Origin of the sequence: Halomonas sp. M20, from assembly GCF_020622265.1 — a bacterium.
Taxonomy (GTDB): domain Bacteria; phylum Pseudomonadota; class Gammaproteobacteria; order Pseudomonadales; family Halomonadaceae; genus Modicisalibacter.
In genome coordinates, this window is sequence record NZ_JACNMQ010000002.1 from 341,542 (window position 1) to 356,547 (window position 15,006).

At 60.9% G+C, this 15,006-nt stretch carries 7 protein-coding genes; 6 read left to right on the forward strand and 1 reads right to left on the reverse strand.

Annotated features, from left to right (window positions below; genetic code table 11):
• The first annotated feature begins 25 nt into the window (after positions 1 to 25).
• From H7850_RS07215 to H7850_RS07225, 3 genes are read left to right on the forward strand one after another with little or no spacing between them, the layout of a single operon-like run.
• A complete protein-coding gene (locus H7850_RS07215; RefSeq protein WP_227368848.1) occupies positions 26 to 1,387 on the forward strand; it encodes a malonyl-CoA decarboxylase in 1,362 nt (453 codons plus the stop codon).
• Positions 1,384 to 2,907: a malonate--CoA ligase gene (locus H7850_RS07220; RefSeq protein WP_227368849.1), complete on the forward strand. Its 1,524-nt coding sequence runs from the start codon at positions 1,384 to 1,386 to the stop codon at positions 2,905 to 2,907. The genes H7850_RS07215 and H7850_RS07220 overlap by 4 nt, the downstream gene beginning before the upstream one ends.
• Positions 2,908 to 2,932: 25 nt before the next feature.
• On the forward strand, positions 2,933 to 3,685 hold the full coding sequence (locus H7850_RS07225; RefSeq protein WP_319799270.1) for an Asp/Glu racemase: 753 nt from the start codon (positions 2,933 to 2,935) through the stop codon (positions 3,683 to 3,685).
• 6 nt (positions 3,686 to 3,691) lie between these two features.
• Here the strand turns inward: H7850_RS07225 and H7850_RS07230 are convergent, their stop codons facing one another.
• Positions 3,692 to 4,840 carry an ADP-ribosylglycohydrolase family protein gene (locus H7850_RS07230; RefSeq protein WP_227368850.1) on the reverse strand — a complete coding sequence of 383 codons (1,149 nt, stop codon included), beginning with the start codon at positions 4,838 to 4,840 and terminating at the stop codon, positions 3,692 to 3,694.
• A 463-nt stretch (positions 4,841 to 5,303) separates the two neighbouring features.
• On the opposite strand from H7850_RS07230, the gene recC reads away from it, so the two are divergent.
• Genes recC through recD form a run of 3 tightly spaced genes read left to right on the forward strand, consistent with a single transcriptional unit; the run spans position 5,304 to position 15,006 of the window.
• Positions 5,304 to 8,912: an exodeoxyribonuclease V subunit gamma gene (recC, locus tag H7850_RS07235; protein ID WP_227368851.1), complete on the forward strand. Its 3,609-nt coding sequence runs from the start codon at positions 5,304 to 5,306 to the stop codon at positions 8,910 to 8,912.
• On the forward strand, positions 8,909 to 12,739 hold the full coding sequence (recB, locus tag H7850_RS07240; RefSeq protein ID WP_227368852.1) for an exodeoxyribonuclease V subunit beta: 3,831 nt from the start codon (positions 8,909 to 8,911) through the stop codon (positions 12,737 to 12,739). Before recC ends, recB begins: the two co-directional genes overlap by 4 nt.
• Entirely contained in the window at positions 12,736 to 15,006 is a 2,271-nt protein-coding gene (recD, locus tag H7850_RS07245) for an exodeoxyribonuclease V subunit alpha (protein ID WP_227368853.1), read from the forward strand. Before recB ends, recD begins: the two co-directional genes overlap by 4 nt.

Here is a 15,006-nt window from a genome sequence, read left to right on the forward strand (position 1 = left end):
GAACACCAACGCTCAGGTCATCAAAATGAACATGAGTTTTTTGCAGGAGCTATTCAGCACGATTACCCAGCGTGATGCCCTGCTTAGGCGCCGCGCGGGTGTAGATACCCATGTCAGTCATCGTCAATTGATCGCGGCCTGTGAAGCATTGCTGGCAAGTGACGGCGAGGCCTCGAGCATCGCCCTTGCCAGCCGTGCGCTGGAGATCTATGCGCGCCTGGCGTCTGAGGAAAAACAGCACTTTTTCGAACTGTTGGCGACGGATTTTTCCGCCGATCCCGAGCATATCGATCAGGCTTATGCAGCCTATCGCGAGTCCCGGGAGAACCAGGATCTCAACACCCTGTTCGATGCCTGCGAGCCCCGGCGCCAGGAACTGTTGCGCCGACTAAACCTACCCAGTGGCGGCACCCATGATCTGGTCGACATGCGCGAAGACCTGCTGGCCCTGATGCGTGATAGACCACGACTCAAGGCCATCGATGCGGATTTCGCCCATCTGTTCGGCTCCTGGTTCAATCGCGGTTTCCTGGTCTTGAAGCGCATCGACTGGAATACCCCGGCGGTGATTCTGGAGAAGATCATTCGCTACGAAGCGGTACACGAGATCCGTGATTGGGACGACCTACGCCGGCGCCTGGATGCCCGTGATCGGCGTTGCTTCGCGTTCTTTCACCCGGCGATCGGCGACGAGCCGCTGATCTTCGTCGAAGTCGCCCTCTGCCAAGGGTTACCGGATCAGATTCAAGCCATCCTTGCGAGCGATCATTACGAGATCGACGATCCAGACGCCGCGGATACTGCGGCCTTTTTCGGTATCAGTAATTGTCAGACCGGGCTACGCGGTATCTCGTTCGGCAACTTCCTGATCAAACAGGTCGTCCAGGAACTCAAACAGGAGCTTCCCAGCCTACGACACTTCGTCACCCTATCGCCGGTCCCTGGTTTTCGCGAATGGCTGGACGCTCTTTACAAGAATAGCGACGATCTTCTGGAGGCGGATGCCGCCAAGACCCTCGAACATCTCGAGGCGCCGGATTGGCAAGAAGACCCCGCCCTCACCGAACAGCTCAAGAGCGTGATCAAACCCCTTGCGGCCCATTATCTGCTCAAGGAAAAAAATGCGCAGGGCTTACCACTGAACCCCGTGTCGCGTTTTCATCTTGGCAATGGCGCCCAACTGCATCGCATCAATTGGCTGGGGGATGTCTCAGCCAAGGGATTGCGCCAAGCAACCGGCCTGATGGTCAACTATCTCTACGTGCTCGACGATATCGAACGCAATCACGAGCGGTACACGACCAACGCCACGATTGCCTGCTCATCGAATGTGCGCGATCTCGGCAAGCGCGCCCGCAAACTACTCAAGGGAGAGACGGTGAAATGAATCACAACCTGTTCGACATCTTTGCAGAGCGCATGCGGGCGCGGGGTGACGCCGATTTCATCACGACCCGAGAAGGCCAGGGTTATTCCTACGCCGAGGCCCTGGATATGAGCGCCCGCCTGGCAGGCGCTCTGATCGGCCTGGGGGTGGCACCGGGAGACCGCGTCGCCGCACAGGTCGACAAGAGCCCCGAGGCCATCCTGCTCTATCTTGCCTGCCTGCGCATGGGGGGCGTCTATCTACCGCTCAATACCGGCTACACCGCCGAGGAGATTCGATATTTCCTCGAGAATGCCGAACCGGCCCTGTTCGTATGTCGTCCCACCAATCTGGAGGACGCTCAAGAAGTCGCCGGCTCGGCCGGCTGCCCTCGAGTGACCACTCTGGGCGCAGACAGCGATGGCGAACTGATGGACCTCGCCCGCAGCGCTGACCCCTGGGAAGACATCGAACCCCGGGAGGCGGATGACCTTGCGGCTATTCTTTATACGTCCGGCACGACGGGGCGCTCCAAGGGCGCCATGCTCACCCACCGAAACCTGGGGTCCAACGCCGAGGCGCTAATGAACGTCTGGCGCTTCACCGAAACCGACCGGCTGATCCACGCCCTACCGATCTTCCACACTCATGGCCTGTTCGTGGCCTGCAACGTCGTGTTGCTGGCCGGTGCCAGCATGCTATTCCTGCCGCGCTTCGATATCGACACCCTCATCGAAGAACTGCCCCACGGCACCACCATGATGGCAGTACCCACATTCTATACTCGCCTGTTACAGGATGAACGGCTCACGTCAGAGCTGACCGCCAACATGCGTCTGTTCACCTCCGGCTCCGCTCCTCTTACCGCCGAGACGCATCAGGCCTTCGAGCAGCGCACTGGTCACGCCATTCTCGAACGCTACGGCATGACCGAAACCAACATGAATACCTCGAACCCCTACGAAGGCGAGCGTATCGCCGGCACCGTGGGCATGCCGCTGCCCGGGGTCGAGGCTCGGGTCGTCGAGCGGGAAACCCGTGAAATTCTGCCTCAGGGTGAGATCGGCATTCTCGAGGTGCGCGGCCCCAATGTGTTCATCGGCTATTGGAGAATGCCGGACAAGACCCGGGAAGAGCTTCTCGATGACGGCTTCTTCATTACCGGGGATCTGGCCATGATCGATGAGAAGGGCTACATCCATATCGTCGGACGCGACAAGGACCTGGTGATCTCCGGCGGCTACAACGTCTACCCCAAGGAGATCGAGCAGGTCATCGATGAAATGGACGAGGTAGCCGAGTCCGCCGTCATCGGCGTGACGCATCCGGATTTCGGCGAGGGCGTCACCGCCGTAGTGGTGGCCCAGCCCGAGACGCAGATCGATGAAGCCAAGGTGCTCGAATTCCTCGATGGCCGGCTGGCGCGATACAAACAGCCCAAGCGCGTGGTCTTCGCCGATGACCTACCCCGCAATACCATGGGCAAGGTGCAGAAGAACCAGTTGCGTGAACGGTTCCAGGATCTCTACACCCCTGCCTGATGACATACTCTCGAGACTTGCACACATGACTCAAAAAACCTATCGCATCGGCCAGATCGTTCCCAGCTCCAACACCACCATGGAAACCGAAATTCCGGCCTTGCTGCGTGCCCGGGAAGCCATCGCCCCGGAGCGCTTCACTTTCCATTCCAGCCGTATGCGCATGAAACAAGTGACCCAGGAAGAACTCGCCACCATGGACGTGGAATCCGATCGCTGTGCGCAGGAGCTTTCCGACGCCGAGGTGGATGTCATGGGCTATGCCTGCCTGGTCGCCATCATGAGTCACGGCCCGGGCTATCATCGCGAGTCGCAGCATCGCCTGCACGAGGTCACCCGGGGTAATGGTTTCCCGACACCGATCGTCAGCAGCGCCGGTGCCCTCGTACAGGGGCTCGAGACGTTAGAGGCCCGTCGGGTCGCCATCATTACACCCTATATGAAGCCCCTGACTCGGCTAGTGATCGACTACATCGAAGGAGAAGGCATCGAGGTCAGAGACAGTATCTCTCTGGAGATCGCCGACAACCTTGAGGTAGGGCGACGCGACCCTCTGGCCCTGGTGGATATCGTCAAACGCCTCGACTATCGCGACGTCGATGCCGTGGTGCTGTCGGCCTGTGTACAGATGCCCTCGCTCGCTGCTATTCAGCCGGTGGAAGACGCTATTGGCCTGCCGGTAGTATCCGCCGCCACCTGCACCACTTACCAAATGCTCAAGGCGCTGAATCTGGCCCCGCAGGTACCCAATGCAGGACGACTCTTGCAGAAGCCTTGAGAGCCATCAATTATCCGGGTAGCTCTCGCGCAATTCGTCATCGTGAGCGCCGTAGCCGCGACCCAGATACACCTTGGGCAGCCACTGTAGATCATGCCCCAGTCGGTAAAGCCAGTCGCGTAACTCGAGATCCTCGACCCATTCGACAGGAATATCCGATAGGCCAAAGCGCAGTCCCAATAGATTGCCCGCCAGCAGGCCGATACTGTCGCTTTTACCGCTATGGTTGACCGCCCAGAGTACACCCTGGCGATAGTCGCCGGCAGATAATGCGCACCATACTGCGATGGCTAGCGCCTCTTCGGCAGACTCACCTCGCCCCAGGGAATCGATACCTTCCGGGCTCGGCGCCATGCCTTGTCTGTGAAAGTCGAGCACCGTCTCGAGCAGGAATCGAATGTGCGCCTGACTGCGGGGTACGGCCTCACGCTCTTCCGCAAGCTCAATGAAGAAATCGAGCCAGGCGCCGCTGTCCATGAAATCGAGAGCCGCAGGAATCAACGACGCCAGTGGACGCCCGTTATCACTCATACCGTTGACCAGGTAGGCAAAGAGCCCGGCGCTGAGGTAGGCACAGGGATGACCGTGAGTGCAGCGTGTCAATTCGCAGGCAACGGAGAAAGCACGATCGCGATGATGCAGCAGGAAGTCACCCCAGGGAAACAGGCCGATGGGGGCTACACGCACCAGGCCGTCACACTGTTTACTGTCATTTCGTGCTTCCGAGCCGAACGCGCGGGCCTGAGCCAGCGCTTCGAGACTTGTCGTGGCGGGAGAACGTCGAGCGTGCAATCGAGGGTCGCTGATCAGGCCGATCTTCGTATCGACCTGGGCTTGGTTCGGCTGCTCTCCTTGAGTGACTAACCATCGGATAAGTGCATGATGGAGTACCACGATCGGGGCGTAGACTTCGCACTCCTGGATACGCACATAGGAACGCAGTGCCCCTTCGGCGGTGAAAAGCATCATCTGAGTATCATCAGTGATGCGCCCTACACCACCATGGGCAGTCGCGTAAGTTACCAGCCCTTCATCGCCAAACTGCTTGCGAATGGTCTGCCAATCCAACGTCTCCAACGGCGCGCCTAGTGCATCACCAATAGCGCCTCCGTACAGGCAAGCCTGCGAACGCTCAATCCGTTGTACGTTTTTCATGCGCCCTCCTTGCCCAGGCCCAGCTTTCTGCTCCGGGTAAGAAAGAGCATACGGCAATGTTGTCGTCAGGCCATGCCTGACCATGATTATTTATGCTGTGGGAATTGCTCTGACGGACGTCTTTATGTAACAGAAAACGAATATATTGAGCAGAATTTATTAAATAATTATATATTTTTATTCATTCATATCAATAGCATGTCGTTCTTGCTGTCCTGCCCGGGGTAGTACAACTATTGTTGCATTTATCCCGAACCTGATGATTACCACTACCATTTCTTGATCGTTGACTCGAGCAATCACTTGAACCGTCATGCCCCGTAAATTTACCTGCCATGATCACTTTCGATCGTTTGTAAAAGCTATCTTCACGACCGCTCTTCTTGCTTTCCTACTGCCCATCACTCGGGCACCATAGGACGCTATTTGTCCTCGCATTCCTCCTGCTGCATAAGGAAACATGATGCCGTTTGCCAGCACTGCCCCTCTTCAACCCGGTTTCATGGTCATTCACGGCAACCGTCTGGAGGATCTGCGTGGCGTGGCGATGGAATGGATGAAGCGTCATCCATTGGCGCCGCTGGAAAGCGAGACGATCCTGGTGCAGAGCAACGGCATCAGCCAGTGGATGAAACTGGCCCTGGCCGCGGACACGGATGAGAGCGGGACAGGCGGCATGGGCATCGCCGCGGCGCTGGACGTGACGCTACCGGCACGGTTCCTGTGGCAGGCTTATCGCACGGTGCTGACCCATGTTGAAACAAAGAGCGAGAACGACTCGCAGGCGGTGCCCGCGACCTCGCCCTTCGACAAGTCGCGGCTGATCTGGCGGCTGCTGCGCTTGCTGCCGGAACTGCTTGAAGAGGACACCTTCGCGCCCCTCAGGCAGTTCCTGGAAAGCGACAACGACCTGCGCAAGCACTATCAATTGGCAGAGCGACTGGCCGACCTGTTCGATCAGTATCAGGTCTACCGCGCCGACTGGTTGGAGGCCTGGGGACGTGGCAAGGATGTGCTGATTGGTGGCCATGGCGAAACCATCCCACTGGACACCGAGCAGTACTGGCAACCGGCTCTCTGGCGTGTCCTACGCGAGGACGTCGGCAGCGACGGCATAGACTCCAGCCGGGCCATGGTGCATCAGCGCTTCCTCGCCGCTGCCGAGCATCTGAATTCTGATAATCGTCCGCCTGGCCTGCCACGCCGAGTGATGGTGTTTGGCATCTCCTCGCTGCCCCAACAAGCCCTCGAAGCGTTGGCCGCCCTCGCCCGCTGTTGCCAGGTCGTACTGTGCGTGCATAACCCCTGCCAGTATTACTGGGCCGATATCATCGAACACCGCGATTTACTGCGCTCCCGGCGCTATCGCCAGGCGCGCAAGGCGGGAATGCCAGAGCGTCTGGATGTGTTGGGCGACGGTGACGGCGAGGCCGACCTGCACCTGCACGCTCAGCCGCTGCTCGCCGCCTGGGGCAAGCAGGGCCGGGACTACCTGCGTCTACTCGATGAACACGACGAACGCCAACAATACGAAGGTCTGTTCGCCGCCGAATCGCTGCGCATCGACCTATTCGAAGCGCATGGTGGGGATTGCCTACTGCGTCAACTGCAGGATGACATCCTCGAGCTGCGCCCGCTGCCCGAGACCCGGGACCACTGGCCGGCCGTGGACGTCGAACGCGACGGCTCCATCGTCTTTCACGTCGCCCACAGCCCGCAGCGCGAGGTCGAGATTCTCCACGATCAACTGCTTGCGGCCTTTAGCGCAGACCCGGAACTGCGCCCGCGCGACATCATCGTCATGGTGCCGGACATCGATCGCTATGCGCCGCATATTCAGGCGGTCTTCGGTCAGTTTGGGCGGGGGCAATCACATCACGACGACCCACGCCATATCCCCTTTACCCTCTCGGATCAGGGCCGACGCCACCGCCTGCCGCTGCTGATCGCCCTGGAAAAATTGCTGCGACTGCCGGAGCTGCGCCTCTCGGTCAGCGACCTGCTCGATCTGCTGGAAGTGCCCGCCCTGCGCGCTCGCTTTGGCATCGAGGAGGATCATCTACCGACCTTGCGGCGCTGGATCGAAGGGGCAGGCATTCGCTGGGGTTTGAATGGCGCACAACGCCAGAGCCTCGACTTGCCCGGTGGCCTGGAGCAGAACACCTGGCAATTCGGTTTGCGTCGACTGCTGCTGGGCTATGCGGTAGGGGGTGCCGCCGAGAGCGCCTGGCAAGGCATCGAGCCCTTCGATGACATCGGCGGCCTAGAGGCGCAACTGGCGGGGCCGTTGATGGCACTGCTCGAAGCCCTGGAGCGCCAGTGGCGTCTTCTGCGTGAAGACACCGACGCTAGCGACTGGGCCAGGCGTTTTCGCGAACTGCTCGACGATTGCTTTCTGGCTGAAGACGCTCAGGACAGCCTGGTACTCTCGCAGCTCGAACTCGCCTTGCAGGCCTGGCAGGAGAGCACCGAGGAAGCGGGTCTGATCCGCGACCTGCCGCTGTCCATCGTGCGGGAACACTGGCTGGCCCAGATCGATGAGCAAGGCCTGTCCCAGCGTTTCCTCGCCGGGGCAGTCAACTTCGCCACCCTGATGCCGATGCGCGCGATCCCTTTCAAGCGGGTCTGCCTGCTGGGCATGAACGACGGCGACTACCCGCGCAGTCATCCACCGATGGATTTCGACCTGATGGGCAACGACTACCGCCCCGGGGATCGCTCACGCCGCGAGGACGACCGCTACCTGTTCCTCGAAGCCCTGCTCTCCGCCCGGCAGCAGCTTTATATCAGCTGGGTCGGTCGCAGCATCATCGACAACAACGAACGGCCGCCCTCGGTGCTGGTGGGTCAATTGCGCGATCATCTTGAGGCCGGCTGGCGGCTGGCTTCTAGTGATGACACCGAGCGCGATGCCACCCTACTCGCCGAACTCACCAGCGTGCATCCGCTGCAGCCGTTCAGCCGCATCTACTTCCCCACGCGCGAACAGCTCGCCTCTCGCGCCGTGCCCGACAAGCGCCTGGTGACCTATGCTCACGAATGGCGTGAGGTGCATGCCGATGCTCGGCCTGCTTCGCCCATTGGCGAACTCGACGAGTTCGTGCAGGACATCGCCTTGACCTTGCCTCAACTGGGCAGCTTTCTGCGCGATCCCGCCAAGGCGTTCTTCAATACTCGCCTCAAGATCTTTCTCGAACAGGAAGACGTGACCAGCCTCGATCACGAACCCTTCACCTTGAACGGCCTTGAAAACTGGCAGCTGCAGGACGCTCTAATCCAGGCCCAACGCCGCGCCGTGGATGAGGGTCATCCTCGTGAAGACGCCCTGCACGCCACTCTGGAACGGCTGCAAGGCCAGGGCGTGCTCGCCATCGGCGCCTTCGGTGAGCGCATGCGCGAGGCATTGATCGAGCCCATGGACAAATTGTTCGAGGTTTATTGCGAGGCGCTAGTGCAGTGGCCCTACGCCATCGAGGAGCCGGAGCCGATACGCCTGGCGCTGCCGGGCCTGCCCCCCCTGGAAGACTGGCTGGACAATCTGCGCATCAACGAGGCCGGTGAACGCTGCCGTTTGCTGCTCACCAGCAGCAGCTTGATCAAGAACAAAAAATATCAATGGCATCATCTGCTGCGCCCCTGGGTGACGCATCTGGCGGGACATCTGGAAGGGAGCCCGCTGACCACACGGCTGCTCTCCAAGGCCGGGCATGTGACGCTGCCACCACTGGACCCGGAAACTGCCCGGCATCATCTGCGCGAGCTGATCAGCGCCTGGCAGAATGGCATGCGCGCGCCTCTGCCGCTGGCGATCACCACCGCTTTCGCCTGGCTGGGCAAGAACGGCACGCCGGCAAGCGAGACGGACAGCGACGCCTGGAAAGCCGCTACCAGCACCTATGAAGGCGATGGCTTCACTGTCGGCGAATGGGGCCGCAACCCGTATCTGGCACATCACTGGTCGAGTTTCGAGATACTTTTTCGAGTCAATCAAGACACCGACAACGACTTCGCCTCGTTGACTGATCGCCTGCTGGGGCCGGTGCATCAAGCGGTGAAAGGAGGCGGAAAATGAGTACCGCGCAACACAATGATTCGGTCGCGCAGCCAGTTGAGCTCGATCCGCTGGTATTTCCGCTCCATGGCACACGTCTGATCGAAGCCAGCGCCGGCACCGGCAAGACGTTTACCATCGCCCTGCTCTACGTGCGGCTGGTCCTGGGGCCACGCTCGGAAAGCGACGACGTGGCCTTCTCTCGGCCACTGACACCGCCGGAGATTCTGGTAGTCACCTTCACCAATGCCGCCACCGAGGAGTTGCGTGACCGGATTCGCAGGCGGCTGGTCGAAGCGGCAGAAGTTTTCCTCCAGCCAAGAGAGAACGCCCCCGGCGATGACCTACTGCTCCAGCTACGCGATGACTATCCCGAAGCAAGCTGGCCCGCCTGTGCGCGACGCCTTCAACTTGCCGCCGAATGGATGGACGAGGCCGCCGTCTCGACCATCCATAGCTGGTGCTACCGCATGCTGCGCGAGCACGCCTTCGACAGCGGCAGCCTGTTCTCACTCAATCTTGAAACCGATCAGACCGAAATCGAAAACGAAGTGGTGCGCGACTACTGGCGCTGCTTCTACTACCCGATGAGACTCGACGAACTGGCCATCGTCACTCGCTACTGGGAATCGCCCGACGCTCTGCACGGTCAGGTTCAGCGTTTGCTGTCGGAGTGTTCGGCGTTGAACCGGGACGTCCCGCCGCCAGAAGAAACCCTGCAACAGACCCAGTCCGCCATCGATGCACGCCTGGAAGAACTCAAGGCACCCTGGCCGCAGTGGGTCGACGAGCTTCAGGCGCTGTTCGACGAAGGGCAGAAAGCCAAGGCCTTCAATGGCAGCAAGCTCAGGAAACCGAATCGCGATAGCTGGCTGCAAAAGATTCATGCCTGGGCCATTGGCGATCAGACTTGGCCCGATCTAGATAAGAAAGCAACGGTTTGGCATCGCCTGACACCTGCAGGCATAGTCGATGCTTGGAAAGAAGCACCGCCAGCGCATCCGGCATTCGAGGCCTTCGCCAGTCTTCCTGAAGAACTCGACGCCCTGCCCGACCCCCGCGCCGACCTGTTGACCCACGCCGTGCATTGGTGCCGGTCGCGACTAGATCGCGAACAGGAGCGCCGCGCCGAGATGGGGCCCAATGAGCTGTTGACGCATCTCGACCGGGCCCTTGCTGGCGCCAACTGCGAGGCACTGGGCGCACAGATTCGTCGTCAGTTTCCGGTCGCCATGGTCGATGAATTCCAGGATACCGACCCGGTGCAGTACCGCATCTTCGACTGCGTCTATCGCATCAAGCAGAACCGTCCCGATACCGGGCTGTTTCTGATCGGTGATCCCAAGCAGGCGATCTACGCCTTTCGTGGCGCCGACATTTATACCTATCTGCAAGCGCGCCAGGCCACCGAAGGTCGGCATGTCACCCTGGGCACCAATTTCCGCTCCGCCGAATCCATGGTCGAAGCCGTCAACCGTGTTTTCGACTTTGCCGAGGCGCACCCGCCCGGAACGTTTCTGTTCAAGCAAGACGATGGCACGAATCCCGTGCCTTTCCAGGAAGTTAGGGCCAAAGGCCGAAAAGACGCTTTTGCTCTGGACGGCCAGCCGCTGCCCGCGATGACCCTATGGCAACTCGACGCTGACGAGCCCCTTTCCAAAAGCGCCTACCACGCGGAAATGGCGGAACGCTGCGCCTCCGCCATGGTCGAGCTGCTGGAACAGGGGCAATGCGGCCGCGCCGGGTTTATGAATAGCGGCCGCGCCGGGTTTGTAGACAGCAGTGGCAGCCTCGACCCGGTATCGCCTTCGGACATGGCGGTGCTGGTCAACGGCCTCGGCGAGGCCCGGGCGATTCGCCAGGCGCTGGCCCGGCGCGGGGTAAAGAGCGTCTATCTCTCCGACAAGGACAAGGTGTTCGCCTCCCCCATGGCTGGCCAGCTCGAGGCCTGGCTTAGAGCCTGCGCCGATCCCGACGATGACCGCGTACTGCGCACCGCCCTGGCCATGCCGGCGTTGGGGCTGGATATCGCTGCGCTGGATGCTTTGAACGAGAACGAACTGGCCTGGGAAGACCGGGTCATGCAGTTCCGCGACTATCACCGCCTATGGCAGACCCAGGGAGTGTTGCCGCTGGTGCGCCGACTGATGAACGACTTCGCGGTACCCACCCGGCTGCTGGCCGGCGGTCCGGCAAGTGAGGGCGAACGATGGCTGACCGATTTGCTGCATCTCGGCGAACTCCTGCAGCAGGCCAGCCAGGAACTCGACGGCGAACACGCGCTGATCCGTTTTCTCGCCGAGTCTCGCGCCAACCCGGATGATCAGAGTGATACCCACAAGCTGCGTCTGGAAAGTGACGCCGATCTGGTGCAGGTGATCACCATCCACAAGTCCAAGGGACTCGAATATCCGCTAGTGTTCCTGCCCTTCATCTGTAGCCATCGCCCGCAAAAGAAAAGCGACTCGCCGCTGCGTTGGCACGACGAACAAGGTCGGCTGCGCATCAGCCTGGAAGCCGACGACGCGACTCTAGGCATCGCCGACCGCGAACGCCTGGGTGAAGACCTGCGCAAGCTCTACGTCGCCCTGACCCGCGCCCGCCACGCCACCTGGCTTGGCATGGCGCCGCTCAAGGATGGCGAGAACAGCGCCATCGGCCAGTTGCTCGCCAACGGCAAACGCCTCGATCCATATGCCTTCGCCGAAGCGCTGGCCACTCTCAAGGGCGACTGCGAGGCGATCACCCTCGCCCCGGCGCCGCCTATCGAATCGCGCACGATCGTTCTGACCGAACACGACGCCGCCCTCGGCGAAGCGATGACGCCTGTACGCTCAGCTCGGGAGCACTGGTGGATCGCCAGCTACTCGGCATTAAGCTTCTCGGGGGAGGCGCTTGCTCCGGTTCTCGATCCCGCTTCCGGCGCTATATCTGACTCTACATTCGGGATGGCAACCGAATCGCCGATCGTGAATCCGAACGAAGCACCACTTTTACCCGAACCAGCCACGCCGCTTGAAGCCACCGCCTTCGAGGTGCTCACGGAACCACGCGATAGCGCCTCTCCCAACCAGCCCGCGCCATCGTTGCACCGTTTCCCGAGGGGCCCCGGTCCCGGCACCTTCCTGCACGGCTTGCTGGAATGGGTCGGCCAGCAAGGCTTTGCCAGCGTGCTCGACCATCCGGCAGCACTGGAAGATACCCTGGCGCGGCGCTGCAATCTGCGCGGCTGGACTCAATGGATCCCCGTGCTGCAGGCATGGATCACGGCGCTTCTAAGCACACCGCTGCCCTTGCCCGAGGCAATGCCATCCGCCGCGGTGTGCCTGGATGGGCTCACGGTCTATCAAGTTGAATTGGAGTTCTGGTTCGCCGCCCATCAGGTCGAGGCTCAGCGGCTTGACGATCTGGTCTGTCGATATACCCTGGGCAACACGCCACGCCCCCGCGCCGACCGCGACCGCATCAACGGCATGCTCAAGGGCTTCATCGATCTGGTATTCGAGTTCGAGGGGCGCTATTACGTCGCCGACTGGAAATCCAATCATCTCGGACCGGATGACGACGCCTACACCCCCGAGGCCATGCGTTTGGCAGTGGCGGAAAAGCGCTACGACCTGCAATACGCCCTTTATCTGCTGGCATTGCATCGTCTGCTCAAGTCGCGACTGCCGGACTACAACTATGACCGCCATATCGGCGGCTCACTGACCGTTTTCCTGCGCGGTGCGAATGCTGAAAGCCGTGGCGTGCATGCCGAACGCCCACCTCGGGAACTGATCGAAGGGCTGGACGCGCTGTTCCAAGGCGTCGATGCTGCCAGCCCCGCCACGGAGGCCGCCTCATGAGGGATCTATTCTCGGATCTGGAAGACGACGCCCGCGAGGCTACCCAGGACGACACGTTGGGCACTTTCGGTGACGCTTTAGGCAGTATCGATACGCTGCTTGCTCTGCTTGAACGCTGGGTGAAGCGCGGCTGGCTGCGCGCCCTGGACCGGGCGCTGGTGGTCTTCCTGCATCGCGAGGTGCCCGATGCCCCGCCGCTGTTACTGCTCGCCGCTGCCTTGGCCAGCCATCAGCTTGGCCGGGGGCATGTATGTCTCGATCTGGGCATGACGTTGAAAGCCCCTGACCTGGCGCTTTCACTACCCCCGGAAGGCGATGACTTGAGCGACCCGCCGCCGCTGCCCAGCCAGGTGCTGGCAAATGTGACACTCGATGATTGGCGAGCCGCCCTGGAATACCCGGTGTTGGTCGGCGATGGCCTCGGCAACACGCCGCTGGTGAAATCCGAGACCGGCGACAATACCCGCCTGTATCTGCGCCGCTATTGGCAGTACGAGCAGGATATTCGTCATGTCCTCGCCGACCGCCTTGCCAGCACGAATATCGACGCACCCGCCATCGAACCATTGCGCCATGCGCTCGAGGCATTGTTCGGCGGTTCTAATGATATTCAGAATGACATTCCGAATGACAACCCGGCATCCCTCGACTGGCAGAAACTCGCCTGCGCTCTTGCCGCCCGTTCGCGTTTCGCGGTGATCACCGGCGGCCCCGGCACCGGCAAAACCACCACCGTGGTCAAGCTGCTTGCCTTACTTCAGGCGCTACAGCTGGGTCAAAGCGAGAACCAGGGTGAGAACAAGAGCGGCGAACGAGCGCTGCGTATTCGCCTCGCCGCCCCCACCGGCAAGGCCGCCGCGCGCCTGAATGAATCCATCGCCAAACAGGTCGAAAATCTCTCGCTGATCGAACTGGCTGGCATCGCCGGCGATAAAGGTAATGGCATCGACCTCACCACCCTGCGCGAGGCCATTCCTACGGAAGTCACCACGCTCCATCGGCTGCTCGGATCACGCCCGGATACCCGGCATTTTCGCCACAATGCGGACAACCGCCTGGCGCTGGACGTGCTGGTAATCGATGAAGCCTCCATGGTGGATATCGAAATGATGGCTAGCCTGCTCGCTGCCCTGCCGCCCCGCGCCCGATTGATCCTGCTGGGTGACAAGGACCAGCTCGCCTCGGTGGAAGCCGGCGCCGTACTTGGTGACCTGTGCCAGCGCGCGGAAGGCGCCCACTACACACCGGCGATCGCCGCCCAGTTAAATGATGCCACCGGCAACACGCTGCCCGAGCGCTATATCGACGCCGATGGCCAACCGCTCGATCAGGCTATTGCCATGCTGCGGGTAAGCCACCGTTTTGATGCCGCCAGCGGCATCGGCCAGCTCGCCCAGGCAGTGAACGCGCCCCTTGGCAACAACCTGCAACCCAAGGACAAGCGCCGCGCCGTGCGTCAGATATTTGATCAAGGCTATGCGGATATCAGCCGACTGAAACTGAACGATAGCGACGACCCGGCACTGGACAGGCTCGTGATCGACGGCAACCCGGTAGGCTTCCGCAATGAGGGGCGCGGGCGCCGATCTCGCGATGGCGAACTGCCACAACCCACCGGCTACCGACATTATCTTGAGGTGCTCAAACAACAGCGCCCACCCGCAAATGCTGACTTGGAAAACGACCGCGATGTTTTTGATAACTGGGCCCGCGCCGTCCTCGACGCCCACGGCCGCTTCCAAGTGCTATGCGCCCTGCGCAAAGGCTCCTGGGGCGTGGAAGGTTTGAATCAGCGCATCGCCAGCGCCCTCAAACGCCACAAGCTGATTCCTTTCGATTACGGCTGGTACCCCGGCCGGCCGGTGCTCGTCACCCGTAACGACTACAGCCTCGGTCTGATGAACGGCGATATCGGCATCACCCTCGCCATGCCCAACGCCCGGGAGCCCGAAAAACCCTGGCTGCCCCGGGTCGCCTTTCCCAGCAACGACGGCAGCGGTCGCATCAAATGGGTACTCCCTAGCCGCCTGCAAGCGGTAGAAACCGTATTCGCCATGACCGTGCACAAATCCCAGGGTTCGGAATTCACCCACACCGCCCTGGTACTGCCGGACGCGCCCAACCCGATACTGACGAGGGAATTGGTTTACACGGGGATCACCCGCGCCAAGAACTGGTTTACATTAGTGGAAAGCGGACGCGGGATATTGGATGAAGCGGTGCTGCGAGAAGTGACGCGGGTGAGTGGGTTGGGAGTTATTGAATGA

What these genes read in the sequence shown, in the direction of transcription:
- H7850_RS07215 (WP_227368848.1), top strand. Translation starts at nt 26, where the DNA reads ATGAACATGAGTTTTTTGCAGGAGCTATTCAGCACGATTACCCAGCGT.
- H7850_RS07220 (WP_227368849.1), top strand. Translation starts at nt 1,384, where the DNA reads ATGAATCACAACCTGTTCGACATCTTTGCAGAGCGCATGCGGGCGCGG.
- H7850_RS07225 (WP_319799270.1), top strand. Translation starts at nt 2,933, where the DNA reads ATGACTCAAAAAACCTATCGCATCGGCCAGATCGTTCCCAGCTCCAAC.
- H7850_RS07230 (WP_227368850.1), bottom strand. Translation starts at nt 4,840, where the DNA reads ATGAAAAACGTACAACGGATTGAGCGTTCGCAGGCTTGCCTGTACGGA.
- recC (WP_227368851.1), top strand. Translation starts at nt 5,304, where the DNA reads ATGCCGTTTGCCAGCACTGCCCCTCTTCAACCCGGTTTCATGGTCATT.
- recB (WP_227368852.1), top strand. Translation starts at nt 8,909, where the DNA reads ATGAGTACCGCGCAACACAATGATTCGGTCGCGCAGCCAGTTGAGCTC.
- recD (WP_227368853.1), top strand. Translation starts at nt 12,736, where the DNA reads ATGAGGGATCTATTCTCGGATCTGGAAGACGACGCCCGCGAGGCTACC.